We start from the raw sequence: 18,504 nt of genomic DNA on the forward strand, positions 1-18,504 counted from the left end.
TCAAAATGAATGTAAAACAATTTGTCAAAATGCATCGAGACGAATGGAAACAGCTAGAACAATTTGTGGCAACCATGAGTAAGCGCAGACTTGCCATTACAGGAGAACAAATTACACACTACCATCGACTCTATCAAAAAGCAGCCCAGAATCTCTCCTACAGTCAGACCTATTTTCCTCATGATGAAGTCACCAATTATTTGAACGGACTTGTGGCGAAATCACATAATCTTTTGTACAAAGACCAAGTCTCTAGCTTCAAGCAAATTCGTTATTTTTTTAGCCAAAAATTTATTGGTCTATTGCTTGAACAATGGAAGTTTGTCATAGCTGCGATGATCTTATTTCTCATTGGCGGTTTTGGAAGCTTTTTATCCGTCATGAATGATCCATTACATATCTATTCTATTCTCCCCGCGGAAATAGCCAAAGGTGTGGACCCAGACCAACTCGGGAAGGGTCATGAAGCGGTAGACTCCTCCCTCATGTCGGCGAGCATCATGACAAATAATATTAAAGTAGCCATCTTTGCTTTTGCTGGAGGCATCACCTTTGGGCTCGTAACGGTTTATTTAATGGTCTACAATGGCATCATTATTGGAGCGCTTGCTGCCCTGTTTTGGCATCACGAAAAATCGTATGATTTTTGGGCGTACATCGTTCCCCATGGAATGATTGAGCTGACGGCGATTTTTATTGCCGGTGGCGCAGGTCTTCTAATGGGCTATAAGCTGTTTGTTCCAGGACAATATTCAAGGAGTTATCAATTAAAGCAGCAAGCAATAAGATCCGTTCAACTCCTGCTCGGTACAATTCCTTTGTTTGTCATTGCCGGCATCATTGAAGGGTTTATTACTCCGGCAGATATTTCATTAGAAGCAAAGTACATCGTTGCTTTCTTAACCGTGATCGGACTGATTCTTTATGTAGCGATTGGCAAGATAAAACTCAAGAAAGCTATAATAGATTCTGATTCATAAGGTCAATATAATGTGAAACGGCGGTAATCGCTAATTTCTCCTCACGGGCCTCAATCATAACGAGGCCTTGTTTTTCCCACTTGTTCTTTTCCCTTTTCTTAAAAAGAATTTGCTGCTGGGCAATACTTTTTTGCATCGATGCTTGGACCGTATTCGGCTCCTTTTTCACTTTATTTAATAGTGTCTGATCTTCAATACCTATCATCAAAAATAAATGCCGTTGTCGGAGCCGTTTTAAGAGGATAAGAGCACTTTCCTCGTGCAGGAAGGTACGCACATCACTTAATAATAACAGCAGACTTCGTTTCTTTTGGACCGTTTCCAGGTAATGCAACACAGCAGCATAATTTGACTCAGCTGCATCCACATTTACTGAATAAATCGCTTGAAGAATGGTCTGCAGATGTGCCATCCCTTTCGCAGGCGGTACAAAGACTTTTATATCCTTTGAAAAGGCAAGAACAGACACATAATCCCCCTTTTGGAGAGCTGCGGCTGCTACAGTCAAGGCTGCTTCCAACGCTTTTTCTAAACGATTCCCCTTCGATAATTCTGCCCCCATCATTCTTCCGCAATCAATTAAGATGGTAATATACTTTCCATGCTCTGGTTCATATTCATTCGTCATTACTTCACGGAGCTTTGCGGTTTGACGCCAGTTGATTTTACGGGGATCATCTCCCACCACATAATTTCTAATTTTGGCAAAATCACCAACTCCGCTGCGCTGTCTCCGTATCTTTAACCCTTCGTATGCCAAATACTTCTGTGCACTTTCTAAATACTGTTTGGTTTCCGTTAAATCTGGAATAACTTTTATTTCATCCCGTAATTCAACAGTCACTTGCTTTTCCCATAAACCAAGCAAACTCGAATAACGAAGATAAAACCTATTAACCTCATACATGCCTCTATTAATTGCAATGGTTTCATAAGTAACATTCACGCTTGCTTCCCTCGGGATTGAGCCGAAAATTGGAAACGGCCTTACAAAAGACTGTGGTAAGCCGTCCACCATACGGTATGAGAAAGGATAGGTAGAAGCATTCTGAACCTCAATCGTTACCGGATAGGTCATTCCTCTTTCTAATTCCGCAGGGATGGTTCGTTGAAAGGAAAGCTGTTTTTTTGAAGGTGAAAAAAACAAGTCTAGCAGACTTACCAAAAATAAAATGAGATCTACTGTAAAGACAAACTCCCATGAGATTTTCCATAAGGTACTAATACCTAAAACTAGGGATAGAATGAGGAAAACCAGCAATAATCGTTTAGTTGGTAAAACTCCTCTATCTCGGAACAGGAACCGAGCCCACCAGCTCTTCAATAATTTGGTCAACGGTTGCTCCCTCCAATTCTACATGCGGCGATATCTGAATACGGTGGCGTAGGGCTGGCTTGGCAACCATTTTGATATCGTCAGGTGTGACGTAATCCCTGCCTGAGAGGTAGGCCCACGCTTGCGCGGCCTTGCCAATCGAAATTCCTGCTCTTGTGCTAGCCCCGAACCGGATTGCTTCTGCTTTACGAGTTTGCCTGACAATTTTCAACATATAATCTAATACACTTTCACTCACCGTAACTTTTTCAATGTCTCTTCTAATTCTTAAAAACTCGTCCATATCTAGGATGGCTGAAACTAGGTATTCATCAAATCTGTTCTCAATGACTTGTTTTAAGATCATTTTTTCTTCCTCAAAGCTTGGAAATTCAATATTTAACTTAAAGAGAAAACGATCCTGCTGTGCTTCGGGAAGTGGGTAGGTCCCTTCAAATTCAATCGGGTTTTGGGTGGCTACCACAAAAAACACATCGGGTAATAGATATGATTCCCCTTGGATGGTCACCTGTTTTTCTTCCATTGCTTCTAACAGGGCGGCCTGTGTCTTTGCAGGGGTCCGGTTAATTTCATCTGCTAATAGGATATTAGTAAAAATCGGCCCCTTTAGCGTTTGGAAGTTGCTCTCCTTCATATTGTAAATCGTGCTCCCTGTAATATCACTTGGCAATAAGTCGGGGGTAAATTGGATTCTATTAAAGGTTCCTCCTAATAAATTTGCAAGTGTACGCACCATCTGTGTTTTCCCAGTGCCAGGCACTCCTTCTAATAGAACATGCCCACCAGCTAATACAGCAGATAATAATAATTTAAGATTTAGACTTTGTCCTAAAATCCGCTCTTCATATTTATTCAAAAAGGATGTTAATTCTGTATTCATTCTTCCATCTCTCTCCTTAATTGCTCAAGCTTTTTTGACCATAATAAGTATTCTTGTTTTGTGATTGTTTTTTTTTCTAGAATGTGGACCAAACCTAATATAAATGAGTGGATCTCACTAGCAGGCAATCGAGTCCACTTTTTCTCAATATTACTCATCAGTTCCTGCCATTCTCTATGATAGGGAATCTGCCATCGTTCTTGAAGAAGCATCTTGACAAAGTCTGCTTGGATGCTGATGGAATCATGATACCGTTTCCCGCGAAGGTACCAAGCAGCAAGTGCTTTCAAACCTTCATCACTAAATCGAACCGACTCTTCCCTTGGGACGAAAATAGGTCCAAATCGCTTTCCTTTCGCCCAAAGCCAGAGAATGAGTAATAGAATCATTTGTATAACAAGAACTAAAAACCACATTGGGTACACGTTCCAAACGGAAGAGGCATTCTCTTCTCCATGAATGTATTCGTCAAACAGAAGGGAATCTGATTTTTCTTGATTGAAAAGGTACAATAGCAGAGGTAAATGATCCTTCTTTAAGAGATTCCCATTCGTCATCCACTCAGGGGTAATTCCAACTATTAATTGGCCTTTTCCAATCGATCGTTTAACCGCTATCGGACCATCCTGGTCAGAAAGTAATACCCTATCTCCCTTTCTAGATTGCAATCGTAGGTTTGTATTTACTTGTGCACGAAAAGATGTTCCGTCCTGCGTGTTTACTCTCAATGACTCACTTGAATTCGTTGCAGTCGTTTTGATGTCAAACATACCTTGTGGATTGGTTTGCAACAATAAAATGGTATTGCCGGCTTTCATATAATTGATGTAAGCCTTTATCTCTTCCTTTTCAAAACTAATAGACGGTTCGACCATAATAAGCAATTGCTGATCTAATCCGGATGACAGTAAATCTGGTGAATGCCTCCAGAGTTTTCCTTTATTTTCCTTTTTGGTATATGTATAAAATGCTTTCACTCCATTAGGAGCAGGTGACTCGGACTCGTAATCTGGATAATACTGCGGCTTCGGGGTAGAACTTAAATAACTAAAGACCAAAAATAAACTAAGCAGGATGGACAGCCCTATCCAGTTACGCATGTTGGAAAGAGATTTCATCAACTATTCTCCTCCCTTAAATCTCCTAGTACCTTCCATACTTCATGATGGAATTGCAAATACTCCTCTTTCATCACAGTGCGTTCCCCGTAGGCCACTTCTTCAAAAAGTTGTGCAAACTGAAAAAATTGTTCTGCTATGACCTGATCTACTTTCCTTAGTTCATCATAATAGTCCCAATTTGTTTTCCAAATTCTTGCCTCAAGCAATCCTTTTTCATGAAGGGAAAGAAGCAATGCTAAAAACAAATGGCGGGTAGATAACGTAAAGTCCTCTATCCTCACATGCTTTTCTGCCTCTTCCAAATGTCTTTGCGACGTCCAATTCATTTCCCTCCTCGATTGAAGCGGTTTTTGTTTGCGAAGGACCTGGTTGCGTCTCATATTTCGAATCACAAAAAAAGCAGCTATTACAAGTAAAAAAACAATTAATACTATGATCGCAATAAGAATGGTGCCTGACACCCTGCTAGCGGAATCGATGGCTGGAAACAATTTCTCCAGTTGCGTGGCAATCCATTCTTTTGCTTTATCCCACCAGGTGGCAAATAATCCTTTTGATTCGTAATAAACTGTATATTCTTTTCTTTTTAATATTTCTTCAAGGTCACCTCGTGCCTTGTCTGTATTGAACATAATCATCACCAAACATAATAGGTTATTTATTAAATTGTTTTGAATTCTTCTATCATTTCTTTTAAATCGTCTGCATCATGTCGAGTCTTGGCATCCATATACATAACCCCATAGCCCACAGAGAAAATCATAGTCGTCACTAAGGTGACAAAGTTTGAAATCAATGTTAGCAACACACTATTGCCCAAAACCATGCCCAAAGTCATTTGAACACCAAAACTAACACAAGAAATAATTAAATAAAAGACGATATAAAGTCCCAGCAATACCCATGTACGCTTCCTAGTTAATCTCCAACTTCTTCCCAAACCTGGGGAAACTTTATCAAGGACAACAGAACCAAAATAAAAGCTCCATCGGGTTAACAATAGTCCTACGAGAACGGTAAAGCAGAGAAACAGGACCACTCCTAGCAGAATTCCTCCAACCGGATTTACTGAGGTCGCAACTACAGCCCCTGTGAATGCGACAATTGCGATTGGAAGAATGATAATCCCTACGGTAATTAGGCCAAATAAAATACTGCTGCCGATAATTGGCCAAAATCGGGAAAAGGCCTCTTTAATGACTGACCCCACCGTATATTCTTCATTTCGGCGGACATGATTGATGGTAAAGAGAATGGCTGCCTCGGCGACAGGTGCCAAGATCGCACTTACTATACCAATGATGATTAAGCCAATGTCTGCACCCAAGTTGCCGGTATCAAATGTTCCTGTCTCTTCAAAACTGGTAAGAATTTGCTCAAACCACTCCCCGCCGCTGCCAACTTCTCTAAAAAAACTAGTTCCAGAACTGAGTTGCAGGATTGCTTGAACTAAGTAAACAGGACCCATAAAGATCAGTAATATCATGAAAAAGTCCTTAAAGCGGTTTTTTGTTAGGTGAAAGGTATGGTCAAGTATTTCTCCAAATCCTTTTGGTGTTGAAAACTTTTTATCCAACGTTGAAACCCTCCTAAATATCATTATGAATATGCCTATTTTATCATTATTCAGATATATTTAGTGTAAAAAGATGTAAATGAACGGAAATTATGGATTACTTTACTAAGAGGTGAGTTAATTTTCGAATAAGATTCGATATTTTGTCCAAAGATAAATAATGGTTTGGAGTTTTTTACATATTAATGAATGAAAGGTACTAGAATGGACAGAAGGTTGAGGTGAAAAAACATGGGGTGGATATGGAATAAAAACACAAAGGATTACTTTATCGTTGATCAAAAACTAACCATTGAAAGGAAACCGACAATGGTTTCTGTCATTACCCCCGTTTATAACGCGGAAAAATCACTAAGAAAAACCATCAATTCGGTTGTTAATCAATCACTCGGCATGGATCAAATCGAGTATATATTAATCGATGATTGTTCCTCAGACTCCTCTAGAGAAATCCTATTAGAATACTCTGCGAAATACGCGAACATCATTGTTGTTTTCTTGAAAAAAAATTCGGGCACACCTGGCCGCCCCCGAAATATCGGAATCCAATTGGCGCGCTCTAATTATATTTCGTTCCTAGATGCTGATGATTGGCTTGAACCTAACGGCTTGGAAGTATTATCGTCCATCTTAACAGAAACCGGCGATGATTATGCAGTAGGGAAAACTATACAGGTTACACCAAAAGGGATGTCTATAGTCGGTGAACATGAATCTTGTAAAGAAAGACGAAGTGTATCACCCATATCAATTCCACATATATTTCATCATTTAGGACCACGAGCACGCATGATCAAAACGAGCATCATAAAAGACAAACAAATTTTATTTCCCGAAATGAAATTTGCAGAAGACAAGCAATTTTTTATTGATGTACTGACTCATTGCCAAACAATTTCAACGACAGTGGAACCAATTTATTATTTAAATCGGTTAGATAACCAAGATACTCGACTAACAAATCAAACCAATATTATCCAAAAGACCAATTGTAATCTCAAAGTGATTAATCATATTATAAAAAAAGAATTGGATATAGAAAAACAGAAAATGGTTTTAAACCGACTCTATGAATTTGATTCGATTACGAGATTTTTTAATACACCACATTTTCAAAAAACGAGGTTGAAGCGCGTCTATTATTATAAGTTCAACCAAGTGTTAAAGACAACAAAGAAATTAGATTATGAGTTTTCAGAGGAATTTTTCCATCCAATGAACAAAGTCGTTTATCACTTATTTCGTGATAAGAATTATAAAGACCTTGAAACTCTTTTCGCCTGGGAAAAGCAGCAGAAAATAAAAGATGTCATGATCAAAGATCATCTCCCCTACGTGGTTGTTCCGTTCTTAGAGGACAAATATAAATATATGCGCATACCCATGCATTCTGAGTTGAAGGAAGAATTCTTGGATAAGGATAAATATTATCTTAAATTTAAGGTGTTTGGAGATCATCTTGATACACTTACACACGGACTGATTCGGGATTCAAAGAATGCCTTGCTTGAATCTTCCCTTCCCGTAAGCTTAGATGAAAGCGGGAATGGAACATTAGAACTGGATTTAGAGCTATTAAGCCAGTTGCCGGCAGAAAATTACTCCATTTTTTTACGCTTTAATGATTACTTGAAAATTAACATCAGAAAACCTAATCAAAGCAAGAATAAATATCAATATAAAAACCGGGAATATACTTTTTACGATACTATCTTCTCAAACATCGGCTTAAAAATTTCTTCTATAAAATAAGGGACAGTGAGTGACTGTCCCTTTTTTTGAACATTCAGTTTTCTGATTTTACAACCTGGTCATTATTTTCATATACCAACCAATCAGAGCCCTTGATTTTGTTGGAACCATCAATAATTTTTTGCTTAACTCTTTTCTTTTCTGAACCGGTTAATAATGTTGGTCGATAATCATTCCTTGAGGAAACCGAAGAAATTGAAAATGGAACAACATTGATTTCTTTCACATTAGATAGAACTCCATCTTTCAAATGAAAGGTTTGCTGAAAAACAAAGGTATCCTTGTCACTTGGGTTGCTATTTCCACCAAACATAAAGTTGCCGAGACTATATACAATAAATTTCCCTTTATATTCTTCAATTCCTTGGACCACATGTGGGTGGTGACCAAGAATAAGGTCTGCACCATGATCGATCGTAAACCGGGCCAACGACTGTTGCGAACTGTCAGGGACATAATGGCGTTCACTGCCCCAATGATAATGTACGAGAATGATCTGCGCTCCTTGCGCTCGCAGCTCTTTAATATCTTTCTCCACTTGACTGCGTATTTCTTGTGTATCCGACCAACCCTCATACCCTAGGGCACCAATCTTCGTATCTTTTACGGTTGTAATAAATTTATGATCATACCCAAAATAACCAATGTTCTCCTTGTCCAGAGATGTCATTGTATCCTGATAGCCTTTATCCAGGTAATCATGGATATGATTGTTGGCTAAATTAACAGCCTCAATTCCACCCAATTTTAGAATTTCCGCATAAGATGGATCTCCTTTAAAGCGAAATGTTTTCACTGCTTTTTGGGTCGCATTTGTTAATGTTGTTTCCAAATTGACCGTTGTAAAATCATCATTTACAAAAATATTATCCAAGCCTTTGACAAAATACCGCAGTCCATTGTCATCAGCTGCCTTGATGAATGAACTACTATAATTAAACGATTCGTCTGACCCAAGTGTAAAATCCCCAGCTGCACTAATTTTAATCGCTGTTTCCTTGACGGGTTCTGGCTTAATTTCTTCCTTAATTACCTCTTTTTTTACCTTTTCAACCGTTTTTTCATTATGCTTGGATATTTTCGCAGCAGAATTCTCTTTCTTCATACTGCTGTTCAAATAATAACCTCCAGCAATCAGCAACACGACTACAAGAATGAGAATGGGGAGAAATGATTTCTTCCGTCCTCGTTTTTTGTCTTTTCTACTCTCCATAATCCAAATGACCCCTTTTATTTACTTAACTTTCCTTATTTTACAATGAGTTCATCTATTACACTATAAAAAAATATACCCACGGCCATCTTCAGAAGAAGAAAGTCATGGGTCTTAAAGGGTGGATTATTTCTATATACGTGAGAATTCCTCTACTAATTCACCAAAACGTTTAAGTGAGTTTTCAATTGGGGATGGTGTCGTAAGATCGACGCCGGTCTTCTTTAACAATTCAAGTGGATAGTCCGAACTGCCGCTCTTTAAGAATTCTAAATAGGAAGATAATGTTTCTTGGTCCCCTTCAAGAATCTTCGTGGCCAAGTGAATCGCGGACGCAAATCCCGTTGCATACTTATAAACATAGAATGGGCGGTAAAAATGAGGGATTCTTGACCAGCCAAATTTTACTTCTTCATCGAAGACAACTTCCTCCCCATTATATTCTCGGAATAATGTCTCATAAGTTTGGTTAAATACTTCCACATTCAGCGGCATTCCTTTTTCAGCCATTTCATGGGTCTTCATCTCAAACTCAGAAAACATGACTTGGGTAAAAAAAGTCCCCTTAAATTGATCAATGAAATGATTCACTAAATGCTTCCGTACATCAGGGTTTTTCTCATTGTTTAATAAGTAGTTAATTAACAACACTTCATTTACCGTTGATGCCACTTCTGCCACAAAAATGCTGTACCTGGCAGTGATTTGCGGTTGATGCTGGGAACTTAATCGGCTGTGGACACCATGCCCGCATTCATGGACCAACGTGAATAAACTATCTAAATCATCTTGATGATTTAATAGGATATAGGGATGGACACCGTACACTCCAAGATTATAGGCACCTGACCGCTTCCCTGGTGTTTCTCTAACATCTAGATACCGTGCTTCTTTAAACTCCTTCAGGATATTCACATAGTCCTCACCAAGTGGTGCTAAAGCTTTGCACATGGTATCATAAGCTTCCTCATAAGAAATGACTTGCTTCACGCCGCTAACAAGCGGGACACTCATATCATATTGACGAAGTTCATCCAGATTCAATTTTTCCTTGCGAATCCGTGAATATTGATGAAGCGGCTGAATATTTTGTTTCGTTGTTTTGATTAAATTCTCATAGACCTCTTTTGGTACGTTATCCCCAAACAGGGATTTTTCCAACGCGGAAGGGTATTGACGTATTTTAGCCGTAGTCACATTATTTTTAATGGCAGCTGAGAGTGTAGCTGCAATCGAATTTTTTAACTGCAAGTAGGGCTGATAATATGCCTTGTATGCTTCTCTTCGTTTTTCACGGTCTGTTTCTTCAATTAATTTGGAGTACATTCCCCTCGTTAATTCCACACGTTCCCCGTTTTCACTGGTTACTTCCCCGAATTTAATATCTGCGTTATTGATCATGCCAAAAATATTCCCTGGAGCCGAGAGGGCTTCCCCTAACTGGGAAAGGACAGCTTCTTGTTCTTTAGTTAATACATGTTGCTTGTAACGGAAGGACTCCCATAAGTCCTCTTCAAAGTAATCCAGCTTCTTTTCTGATTTTATGTATCCTGATAATGTTTCTTCATCTAGGCTTAATAAATAAGGCATAAAGAAAGAGGTCGAAGCACTGACTTTTACACTTAGCTGTTTCGCTCGATCTAAGTGGGACTGTGCTTGGGTATCCCTTGTATTTTGATCCACACTCAACATCGCATAAGCATAAACCTTGTTAAAAATAAAAGATAATTCTTCTCGTTGAATAAGGTATTGATACAATGAGTGGCCATCCTGAATCGTTCCATCATATTGTTTCAGGTTTTTTGCCATTTCTTCTATACTAAGAAGATCCTCTTCCCATTTACTCATATCGGAATAAATATCGTCTAAATTCCACTTTTCATGCGTGGGTACTTCATTTCTATTGGTATAGGTCACCATTTATATATCCGCTCCCTTCTATGTAAACCGTATTTATACTCTTATCATAATCAATATATTCCAGAATTCCTATAACAAACCAAAAAACATAAGAAAAACAGGCCACCGCAATGACCTGTTTTTCATTAAAATAATTATTTGATTAACTCTTTTTCTTTCTCAATGACAGCCAATCTTTGCGCTACCTCTTCTTCGCTTAAACCATGCTGTGCTACATAACGGTTGCGAGGATGAACACGGCATTCGTGTGAACAGCTTCGTAAGTGCTTATGTTCGTTCTCCTCAGAGCAAAGAATTTTACGATTACATTCTGGGTTGGCACAATTCACGTAGCGTTCACATGGTTCGCCACTGTAAAAATCTTTCCCAACAACCACATGCTCTTTTTGGTTAACAGGAACACTAATGCGCTCATCAAACACATAGAGTTGACCATCCCATAAGTCTCCCTGTACTTCGGGATCTTTACCATAAGTAACGATTCCACCCTCAAGCTGTGATACATCTTCAAAACCTTCTTGAAGCAGCCAACCGGAGAATTTTTCACAGCGAATCCCACCAGTACAATAAGTAAGAATCTTTTTTCCTTCAAACTCCTGTTTATTTTCTCGAATCCATTGTGGCAGATCACGGAAGTTAAGAATATCCGGACGGACAGCTCCTCGAAAATGACCTAGATCAAACTCATAATCATTTCGTGCATCAATAACAACTGTATCTTCATCTTGCATTGCCTCAAAAAATTCCTTTGGCTTCAAATGCTTGCCTGTTTGCACATTCGGATTGACGTCATCTTCCAAACGCAAAGTAACTAACTCTGGTCTGAACCGAACTTTCATCTTTTTGAAGGCATGCTCAGACGCTTCATCAATTTTAAAAATAGTACCTGCGAACAAAGGATGTTCATACATATATGCCATATACGCGTCAGTTTGTTCAATGGTGCCTGACACCGTACCATTAATTCCTTCAGCAGCAATGATAATTCGGCCTTTGAGGCCAAGTTCATTACAGAATTGAAGATGTTCCTGAGTCACTTCCTCAGGATTCTCTATGGTTACATATTTATAGTACAATAACACTCTAAAGTCTTGATTCATGGTTACCACCTTACAAATTTTTATATATAAAAAACACTAGGTTTTTAACATTAACCTTATGATTATAGCAAAAAGAAACATCTGAATTCAAATTTTTTCACTTCCCAATGGCGGCAATTCTTGCATAGGTGGATATTACCAACCTTCTTACATCGCTTTTTCTGTTACAATTTTTTAAGTGAGAAATAATAGGGAGGACCAATAACTATGAATAAACGTCGTCTCCTCCTTGGCCTGGTAATCGCGGTTACCTTTATTGGAGGAATATTAACAGGAGTCCTTTTCACCTCTAACCATAAAAAGCAAGTGCGTCCTAGTACGCTCATCATAGAAGATGCACCAAAATCAGCTATTAAGCCAAATGCAAAAGAGTTTCCTAAATTAAAAAAAGCAGCATCAAAGGTACTCATCGGTTATGTTCAGGATTATCGTGATCCAAACATGGTTGATTATTCGAAATTAACACATGTCATTTTCTCATTCGTCCATCCGACCAAGGATGGAACGGTGTTATTTAATGGCGACCAAGCTTTAAAAAATCTACGAACGGTTGTTAAAAAAGCAGACAGCCATGACACCAAAGTTATCCTTGCAATCGGTGGATGGTACCATATTAAGGGCGGAGAATCCTATAATTATTTTCAACCAGCAATCTCTAATTCTAAATCTAGAGCAAAGCTAGTGAAAGAGCTTACTAATCTTGCAGTCCGCGAGAAGCTGGATGGTATTGATATCGATTTTGAACACCCTCGGACGACAGCTGATGCAAAAAATCTCGCTTCCTTTGCTAAAGAATTAAGCGCCCAGCTTCACCCGAAAAAGAAAGAGCTGTCTATTGCTGTTCATTCAAAAATTCATGCGGTCACGTTAACCGAGGCTGGCTTTATTAAATATGAACCGTCCATGTTTCAATATGTCGACCATGTGAATATTATGGCCTATGATGGTCAATGGGACGGCGGATACAATGCAGCTAATTTATCGCCCTATCCGTTTACTGAGAAAATCGTAAACTATTGGACAAATCTCTTTGATACTCATAAACTTTCAAAAGAGAAATTAGTATTGGGAGTCCCATCGTACGCCCAACCGGAAGACCCTAAAATTAAACAGGTCTCATTTGCAGCAATTATTCAAAAAAACCCTGCGTTTGCCGGAAAGGACACCGTGAAAATGAATGGGACAACCTACCATTATAACGGTGGTCCGACAATGAAAAAGAAAACAAGGCTAGCGCTTGATCACGGCTTTGGCGGGATGATGATGTGGGAAGTGGGTCTAGATGCGCAAGGGTCACATAGTTTGACAGGGACAATCTTTTCAGAATTGAAAGCTTCTAATAAAGAACCAGTGAAATACTATACCGCAAAAGGCTATTAAAGGCGAAGAAATCACCAAACAACGCTCTGAGACTAATCGCTCTGAGCGTTGTTTTATTATAATAACTGCTTGGCTGCAGTTTTAACCGCTTTTACTTGGTATAATCCACCTTCTGAACTAACCATATATTCAGGCTTCGGCTTACCAAGATTTGCTTTATGGTTCGCTATATGTGCCTCACTCTTTTCCCACTGCTTCCAGTATTCCTCTGACTCCCACCGAATCATAACAATGACTTCTTCATCCCCTCGCCTAACTTTTTTCACCATAACAGTTGAATCAATGAATCCTTCCTGTTTTTCAATCAAACCTTCTCCACTGAATCGTTTTACGACTTGCTCTGCATTACCCTCTTTTACTGTCATTTTTCTTAACTGAACGAACATAAAAACAACTCCAATCTTTTATTTAAGTTATGTCTTTTTTTGCTTAATCCATTTCATTCTGGTTGTTATCTAACGAATCTTTTGTAGCTATTGAAGAAATTTCCTCTTCTTCAGTTTTATTAATTGAATCGATTGCATCCATTTCGTGAAGTTCAAATAATTGGACAAATTCGTTAATGATCATATCTATTGCTTTTAATTCACCGACTAGAACTTGATTAATCGATTGAAACTCTGGCGCTTCTAACTGTTTCATTATGGTAGAACGTTTTACATTCATCATCTCTAAAAATGCAATGGCTCTTCCTCGACGGAATGTTTTTGCACCTCGGTGGTGAGAATCCTTGTCTTTTCGTTTATAACCTTCACCGCGGTGAAGTCTGCCTTTGTCATGGTTCTTATATTCTTCGTTTTTCATATTAAAAACCCCTTTCTGTGTATACAAATGTATACAAAAATGGTTACATGTATAATGTATACGAATGTATACAAGAAGTCAATGAATATTCAAAAAATTAACCCTAATTATGGTAGATTGAAACTACTAGGTGCCTGACACCCAATTAGACACGAAATTGTAATAAATATTGGCATTTGTCGAATATTTTCCCAATTTTTTAAAGGAGAATGTCGAAAAACAGAGAATGAAATAAAGGAGGTTATATAAAGGAGGAGAAATTCTTGAAGAAATTAATAACAGTATTATGTGGAATCATTATTGGATTATCGTTGTTTGTTAGTACTGGGAATACAGCAAAGGCTGCAGAGACAGATGAATGTGGTTGCATAGTTTCACCAGTATTAGGAGCTGAAAAGAATAAAATTGTAGCAACTTTATTAAGTAGTCAAGAGTTTAAGAACGTAAAACACTCACTTAAAAGTGACGGATATAGCTACAATGGAGTAAAAAAAATCGAAGTATTTATTAATCATTCACACGATGATATTGTTATGGTCGGAGTTCCTTTTTATAATACAAAGGGCACTTTAGAGATGGCTGTATTTTTTAATGGTATCTATATGGACCCGGATCTCATTGAAAATGATTATAATTAAATAACAAAATCCCTTTCCATAGCGGAAAGGATTTGTTATTTAATCCAATTCACCCAAATTGCCAAACACTATGACTCAAATTTCCGTAGCGGAAACTGCGATGCAGCAGCTTTGCTTTTTGACTATCGTCGGCAGCTCCCATTGCATAGAAAATTGGGATGAAGTGTTCATTGCCATAACGTGGTACAGCATATTCAGCATTAGGTGCAAGGGAATCATATTTAAATAATGACGCCAGGTCCCAATTATTTAAGTGCTGAGCCAACCAATCGTCAAATTCAAGAGCCCATTGATCAATTTCATTATCTGCCCATTTCACTGCTCTCAGGTTATGGACTGTCCCTCCACTTGCAATGATTAATATATCAATTGCTCTTAATGAGGCTAAGCTTTTTCCTACTTTATATTGATCTTCCGGTTTAAGATTCGGATTAACGGACATCGAAATGACAGGGATATCTGCATTCGGATACAACATTCGAAGTACTACCCATGCCCCATGATCAAGGCCGCGGTTCGTTTCTACTTCAAATGGGACTCCGTTTTTCGCGAACAAGTCTTTAATTTCTTGTGAAACCTGGTGGTCCCCTTTAGCCGGATATTTAATTGTGTATAACTCCGGGTCGAAGCCACCAAAATCATAAATGGTGTCATATGTGTCGACTTCGCTTACTTTTTGCATCGATGATTCCCAGTGCGCTGAAAACAATATAATTGCTTTCGGCCTAGGCTGAGTTTGACCGAGCTGGCTTAGAAACTGAGTATACTCATTATTCTCAACTGCTAATAATGGTGCTCCATGCGCAATAAAAAAAGATGGCATCATATTTACATCCCCCTTTTAATTATTATAGCTTTTTGATAAAGAAGTAGTTTCTTCCTTCTGACCTTTGAAAATGAGTTGATCAAGTGCAAACATTTTACTGCCATTAATCGCAATAAACAAAGCCATAGCTAGGAAAGCCAAATCTAATTCATAACCAGCCATTTGTCCGTTTCCTAAAAATCCTACGGCTAGTTTTACTTTAACGATTGCACCAATCATTAGTAACGAAAATAGAGCTGAGACAATTCGACTGCCTAAACCTATAACTAATGCGGCTCCGCCAATCATTTCTACTGTAGCCACTCCATAGGCTAAGAAACCTGGTAACCCAATACTGTCAAACCAGCCAACGATATTTTCAATTCCACCTTGAAATTTAACTAACCCATGTACAAAGAATGTAATACCTAAAACGACTCTTAAAATTAATGTGCTAACTTCGAATTTTTTTAACATGATTATTTTCCCCTTTTATTATCATTATTTTTCTACTTTTTCCATTAACCAGTTCATGAAATCACGATGGTTATCCAATGAGATGGTGTGTCCTTCTTGGTAGGTTTTAAAGGTGACATTTGCCCCTAAACCACTAAAATACTCATTATTTGCCAATCCCCAATCAAATGGAAGAACCTGATCCATTTCACCATGGGAAATAAACAAGGACAGATTATCAACTGAGTGGATTTCGTACTCTTCTTTTACAAAAGCAGGAATGTATCCACTTAGTGCAATAATTCCCTTTATTCGGCTGCCCAATGTTAATCCAAGCGTCATCGACAAAATTGCTCCCTGACTAAAGCCAAGTAAGAACAATTGGCTCTCATCCAATGGATATTCCTTGCAGGCATAATCAATAAAACTTGTTAGTTTACGGATTCCTTCATCAAACACTTCCCGGTGCGGTTTTCCATATCCTTGAATCGTAAAAAACGAATAGCCTGGAGGTTGTGGAATATGACCACGGATACTAAAAATGTAAAAACGGTCTTCTAAGCCGTTTACTAATGACAGCATATTTTGTTCATTACTGCCAATCCCATGCATTAAAAACAACGCAGGATAAGTTTTTCCAGGTTCAGTCTGTGTTGGACGACGAAGCTCATAAATCATCGGTGAATTCATCCTATCATCCTTTCTTTTAAACATATATTCCTAATATTATTAGGATGGCTGTTTATATGATTACTTACCCTTAATTCAAATTAAGGAATTTGAATCGAAATAAATAAAAAAGATTCATATAAAGAAACTAATAGATAAAAAAGATATCCACATCGAAAGTTTTCTAATGTGAATCTTTGTTGTTTATAGAATAACAAGAGAATCGTTATAATGTCAATAATTATTTTCTAATATATAAACTTGTTTTATATTAGAATACAAAAAATAGGAACCAAGTTGGTTCCTATAATCTACCTTATAGAGGTGCTAAAAATCCCTGTATCTCAGAAATAAGTTCCATCGGATTTTCAAACATACTCATATGACCAGAATCTTTAATTTTAGCTTGCTTTATATTCGCTTTACTTACAGAAAATGTTTTTTCTACTGGAATGATTTGATCCTGTTCCCCTGCAACTAAGAGAATGGGCAATGTCGAGGATTCTAATACTCGATTCCGGTCTGGCCGGTCCTTCATCGCATTAAGCGCATCAATCGCCCCCTCTGCTGAAGTAGCATAGCCAATTTCCATTGCAGTACCAACATAATTCTCATCCTGATTTTCCTGCGAAAATAATTTTGGGACCAATCCGTCAATGAGCGAGTAGATTCCCGACCGGTTTACTTTATCAATATTGACGACCCTGGCTTTTTTCGCTTCTTCCGAATCTGGAAAGGCGGTTGAATGAATAAGCGAATATCCGTTTAATTGACCAGTGTACTTTTCTGCAAAAGCCAGCGTGATGTACCCGCCTAATGAGTGACCAAACATTGTTACTTCCGTTAAATTTAATGCATCCAAAAGATTTTTCACTTGATCAGCCATATTTTCAATCGTGCTGCTACCTTGAAGAGGATCTGACTGTCCATGTCCAGGAAGGTCCGGTGCTATCACCCTGTAATTAGCTGACAATGTAGGAATTACAAACTCCCAATAGCTAGAACTCCCACAAAAGCCATGCAGAAGCACGATTGGCTTCCCTTCTCCACTATCTATGTACGCTACCGTTGAATCTTTAGCTTTGAGTTTCTTAGTTTCCATAGGCTTCACCCCAGAGTTTGTTCAGCTAATTTGTTCTTCACTATTATCGTTACTTAATAATATTCTTTTATTTGGGATTAATGTTAAGTTTGATTTTTTCAATAAATAGTCTAAATGCTCAATTGGCATGGAACCATGCCCCTTACTATCTGCAAGTGTAAATTGAACAGTGACGCCATTATAACTCTTAACTGTAAAAGATTCTGCAGAATTGAAAAAACTTTTAATACCTTGAGATATTTGATATTTAGTACCTTCTTCAATTAACATGATATTGCTCCTTTATAGATGTTCTTCATAAGTAGTATGCCTAGAAAGGTTATATACATACATATTTTTTCCAATTGAAATTTATGAAGCAAAAAAGAGAGAGCTTCAAACATCCCTCTCCGATGGTTATATTACTCTTCCATTCCCTCTTCTTCATCCATCATGGCATCAAACGCCTCAGAAACCTTGTCGAACTCTTCATCACTTTCGATAGCGGCTAAATCACCTTCATCATCGACTTTCATAAAAAAGATATCAATATCTTCCTCAGATTCCTGCCTAATTTCGTCCGCAAACCCGACAGCAACATAGTCTGTACCCTCTATTGTCATGACCCCAAGCACTTCAACTTCTTGTTCTTCACCATTTTCATCCGTAATCGTAAAAATTTCTTGAACTTCAATTTTACTCATTATACGTTCAACTTCCTTTAAAAGTATTTTCTTAACACAGTATCCCTAAAAAGTTGGAGTTTATTCGAAAACATGTATTTCCATTATAT

Annotated in this window: 20 protein-coding genes; 4 read left to right on the forward strand and 16 right to left on the reverse strand. The window is 38.1% G+C overall.

From position 1 onward, the window contains the following. The first annotated feature begins 5 nt into the window (after positions 1-5). On the forward strand, positions 6-980 hold the full coding sequence (locus tag BR30_RS0125055; protein WP_026567404.1) for a stage II sporulation protein M: 975 nt from the start codon (positions 6-8) through the stop codon (positions 978-980). Here BR30_RS0125055 and BR30_RS0125060 read toward each other — a convergent pair. Genes BR30_RS0125060 through BR30_RS0125080 form a run of 5 tightly spaced genes read right to left on the reverse strand, consistent with a single transcriptional unit; the run spans position 958 to position 5,893 of the window. Then, positions 958-2,316: a DUF58 domain-containing protein gene (locus BR30_RS0125060; RefSeq protein ID WP_051633772.1), complete on the reverse strand. Its 1,359-nt coding sequence runs from the start codon at positions 2,314-2,316 to the stop codon at positions 958-960. The genes BR30_RS0125055 and BR30_RS0125060 overlap by 23 nt on opposite strands. After that, entirely contained in the window at positions 2,267-3,196 is a 930-nt protein-coding gene (locus tag BR30_RS0125065) for an AAA family ATPase (RefSeq protein ID WP_026567406.1), read from the reverse strand. Before BR30_RS0125065 ends, BR30_RS0125060 begins: the two co-directional genes overlap by 50 nt. Continuing rightward, a complete protein-coding gene (locus BR30_RS0125070; RefSeq protein WP_026567407.1) occupies positions 3,193-4,314 on the reverse strand; it encodes a DUF4350 domain-containing protein in 1,122 nt (373 codons plus the stop codon). Before BR30_RS0125070 ends, BR30_RS0125065 begins: the two co-directional genes overlap by 4 nt. Next, the gene (locus tag BR30_RS0125075; RefSeq protein WP_026567408.1) at positions 4,314-4,949 is read right to left on the reverse strand and encodes a DUF4129 domain-containing protein; all 636 of its coding nucleotides are present in this window, start codon (positions 4,947-4,949) and stop codon (positions 4,314-4,316) included. The genes BR30_RS0125070 and BR30_RS0125075 overlap by 1 nt, the downstream gene beginning before the upstream one ends. Positions 4,950-4,978: 29 nt before the next feature. Then, positions 4,979-5,893: a hypothetical protein gene (locus BR30_RS0125080; protein WP_026567409.1), complete on the reverse strand. Its 915-nt coding sequence runs from the start codon at positions 5,891-5,893 to the stop codon at positions 4,979-4,981. Positions 5,894-6,124: 231 nt separating this feature from the next. Here BR30_RS0125080 and BR30_RS0125085 point away from each other — a divergent pair, with 231 nt between their 5' ends. Next, complete coding sequence (locus BR30_RS0125085; protein ID WP_026567410.1) at positions 6,125-7,645, forward strand: glycosyltransferase family 2 protein; 1,521 nt, start codon at positions 6,125-6,127, stop codon at positions 7,643-7,645. A 34-nt stretch (positions 7,646-7,679) separates the two neighbouring features. Here BR30_RS0125085 and BR30_RS34520 read toward each other — a convergent pair whose 3' ends face one another. The 3 genes from BR30_RS34520 to trhO all read right to left on the reverse strand — a co-directional run bounded on the left by BR30_RS34520 (position 7,680) and on the right by trhO (position 11,878). Then, a complete protein-coding gene (locus BR30_RS34520) occupies positions 7,680-8,858 on the reverse strand; it encodes a CapA family protein (protein ID WP_035446107.1) in 1,179 nt (392 codons plus the stop codon). Positions 8,859-8,990: 132 nt separating this feature from the next. Then, positions 8,991-10,778 carry an oligoendopeptidase F gene (gene pepF / locus BR30_RS0125095; protein ID WP_026567411.1) on the reverse strand — a complete coding sequence of 596 codons (1,788 nt, stop codon included), beginning with the start codon at positions 10,776-10,778 and terminating at the stop codon, positions 8,991-8,993. A gap of 134 nt (positions 10,779-10,912) precedes the next feature. Continuing rightward, a complete protein-coding gene (gene trhO / locus BR30_RS0125100; RefSeq protein WP_026567412.1) occupies positions 10,913-11,878 on the reverse strand; it encodes an oxygen-dependent tRNA uridine(34) hydroxylase TrhO in 966 nt (321 codons plus the stop codon). 207 nt (positions 11,879-12,085) lie between these two features. Here trhO and BR30_RS0125105 point away from each other — a divergent pair, with 207 nt between their 5' ends. Further along, entirely contained in the window at positions 12,086-13,258 is a 1,173-nt protein-coding gene (locus BR30_RS0125105; RefSeq protein ID WP_026567413.1) for a glycoside hydrolase family 18 protein, read from the forward strand. 56 nt (positions 13,259-13,314) lie between these two features. Here the strand turns inward: BR30_RS0125105 and BR30_RS0125110 are convergent, their stop codons facing one another. Together BR30_RS0125110 and BR30_RS0125115 are read right to left on the reverse strand one after the other, a co-directional pair. Further along, positions 13,315-13,644 (reverse strand): antibiotic biosynthesis monooxygenase family protein, encoded by a 330-nt coding sequence (locus BR30_RS0125110; RefSeq protein ID WP_026567414.1) that lies wholly within the window; start codon positions 13,642-13,644, stop codon positions 13,315-13,317. 43 nt (positions 13,645-13,687) lie between these two features. Then, a complete protein-coding gene (locus tag BR30_RS0125115) occupies positions 13,688-14,062 on the reverse strand; it encodes a hypothetical protein (RefSeq protein WP_026567415.1) in 375 nt (124 codons plus the stop codon). Between the two features lie 263 nt (positions 14,063-14,325). Between BR30_RS0125115 and BR30_RS0125120 the strand changes: the two genes are divergently transcribed. Then, the gene (locus tag BR30_RS0125120) at positions 14,326-14,700 is read left to right on the forward strand and encodes a hypothetical protein (RefSeq protein WP_026567416.1); all 375 of its coding nucleotides are present in this window, start codon (positions 14,326-14,328) and stop codon (positions 14,698-14,700) included. A 49-nt stretch (positions 14,701-14,749) separates the two neighbouring features. Here the strand turns inward: BR30_RS0125120 and BR30_RS0125125 are convergent, their stop codons facing one another. The 6 genes from BR30_RS0125125 to BR30_RS0125150 all read right to left on the reverse strand — a co-directional run bounded on the left by BR30_RS0125125 (position 14,750) and on the right by BR30_RS0125150 (position 18,415). After that, positions 14,750-15,526 carry a dioxygenase family protein gene (locus BR30_RS0125125; protein WP_026567417.1) on the reverse strand — a complete coding sequence of 259 codons (777 nt, stop codon included), beginning with the start codon at positions 15,524-15,526 and terminating at the stop codon, positions 14,750-14,752. 15 nt (positions 15,527-15,541) lie between these two features. Beyond that, complete coding sequence (locus BR30_RS0125130; protein WP_026567418.1) at positions 15,542-15,982, reverse strand: DoxX family protein; 441 nt, start codon at positions 15,980-15,982, stop codon at positions 15,542-15,544. Between the two features lie 24 nt (positions 15,983-16,006). After that, positions 16,007-16,651, reverse strand: a complete 645-nt coding sequence (locus tag BR30_RS0125135) for an alpha/beta hydrolase (RefSeq protein WP_026567419.1) — start codon at positions 16,649-16,651, stop codon at positions 16,007-16,009. A 295-nt stretch (positions 16,652-16,946) separates the two neighbouring features. Next, complete coding sequence (locus BR30_RS0125140) at positions 16,947-17,732, reverse strand: alpha/beta fold hydrolase (protein ID WP_026567420.1); 786 nt, start codon at positions 17,730-17,732, stop codon at positions 16,947-16,949. Between the two features lie 21 nt (positions 17,733-17,753). Further along, positions 17,754-18,002 carry a hypothetical protein gene (locus BR30_RS0125145; protein WP_026567421.1) on the reverse strand — a complete coding sequence of 83 codons (249 nt, stop codon included), beginning with the start codon at positions 18,000-18,002 and terminating at the stop codon, positions 17,754-17,756. Positions 18,003-18,133: 131 nt separating this feature from the next. Then, positions 18,134-18,415 carry a DUF1292 domain-containing protein gene (locus BR30_RS0125150; protein ID WP_026567422.1) on the reverse strand — a complete coding sequence of 94 codons (282 nt, stop codon included), beginning with the start codon at positions 18,413-18,415 and terminating at the stop codon, positions 18,134-18,136. Positions 18,416-18,504 lie beyond the last annotated feature (89 nt).

This window comes from Bacillus sp. UNC41MFS5 (genome assembly GCF_000686805.1).

Excerpts from the sequence above, each read along its gene's own strand:
- BR30_RS0125135 (WP_026567419.1), bottom strand. The coding sequence starts at position 16,651 with ATGAATTCACCGATGATTTATGAGCTTCGTCGTCCAACACAGACTGAA.
- BR30_RS0125105 (WP_026567413.1), top strand. The coding sequence starts at position 12,086 with ATGAATAAACGTCGTCTCCTCCTTGGCCTGGTAATCGCGGTTACCTTT.
- pepF (WP_026567411.1), bottom strand. The coding sequence starts at position 10,778 with ATGGTGACCTATACCAATAGAAATGAAGTACCCACGCATGAAAAGTGG.
- BR30_RS0125075 (WP_026567408.1), bottom strand. The coding sequence starts at position 4,949 with ATGTTCAATACAGACAAGGCACGAGGTGACCTTGAAGAAATATTAAAA.
- BR30_RS0125070 (WP_026567407.1), bottom strand. The coding sequence starts at position 4,314 with ATGAAATCTCTTTCCAACATGCGTAACTGGATAGGGCTGTCCATCCTG.
- BR30_RS0125065 (WP_026567406.1), bottom strand. The coding sequence starts at position 3,196 with ATGAATACAGAATTAACATCCTTTTTGAATAAATATGAAGAGCGGATT.
- BR30_RS34520 (WP_035446107.1), bottom strand. The coding sequence starts at position 8,858 with ATGGAGAGTAGAAAAGACAAAAAACGAGGACGGAAGAAATCATTTCTC.
- BR30_RS0125055 (WP_026567404.1), top strand. The coding sequence starts at position 6 with ATGAATGTAAAACAATTTGTCAAAATGCATCGAGACGAATGGAAACAG.
- BR30_RS0125125 (WP_026567417.1), bottom strand. The coding sequence starts at position 15,526 with ATGATGCCATCTTTTTTTATTGCGCATGGAGCACCATTATTAGCAGTT.
- BR30_RS0125140 (WP_026567420.1), bottom strand. The coding sequence starts at position 17,732 with ATGGAAACTAAGAAACTCAAAGCTAAAGATTCAACGGTAGCGTACATA.
- BR30_RS0125130 (WP_026567418.1), bottom strand. The coding sequence starts at position 15,982 with ATGTTAAAAAAATTCGAAGTTAGCACATTAATTTTAAGAGTCGTTTTA.
- trhO (WP_026567412.1), bottom strand. The coding sequence starts at position 11,878 with ATGAATCAAGACTTTAGAGTGTTATTGTACTATAAATATGTAACCATA.
- BR30_RS0125110 (WP_026567414.1), bottom strand. The coding sequence starts at position 13,644 with ATGTTCGTTCAGTTAAGAAAAATGACAGTAAAAGAGGGTAATGCAGAG.
- BR30_RS0125150 (WP_026567422.1), bottom strand. The coding sequence starts at position 18,415 with ATGAGTAAAATTGAAGTTCAAGAAATTTTTACGATTACGGATGAAAAT.
- BR30_RS0125085 (WP_026567410.1), top strand. The coding sequence starts at position 6,125 with ATGGGGTGGATATGGAATAAAAACACAAAGGATTACTTTATCGTTGAT.
- BR30_RS0125145 (WP_026567421.1), bottom strand. The coding sequence starts at position 18,002 with ATGTTAATTGAAGAAGGTACTAAATATCAAATATCTCAAGGTATTAAA.
- BR30_RS0125115 (WP_026567415.1), bottom strand. The coding sequence starts at position 14,062 with ATGAAAAACGAAGAATATAAGAACCATGACAAAGGCAGACTTCACCGC.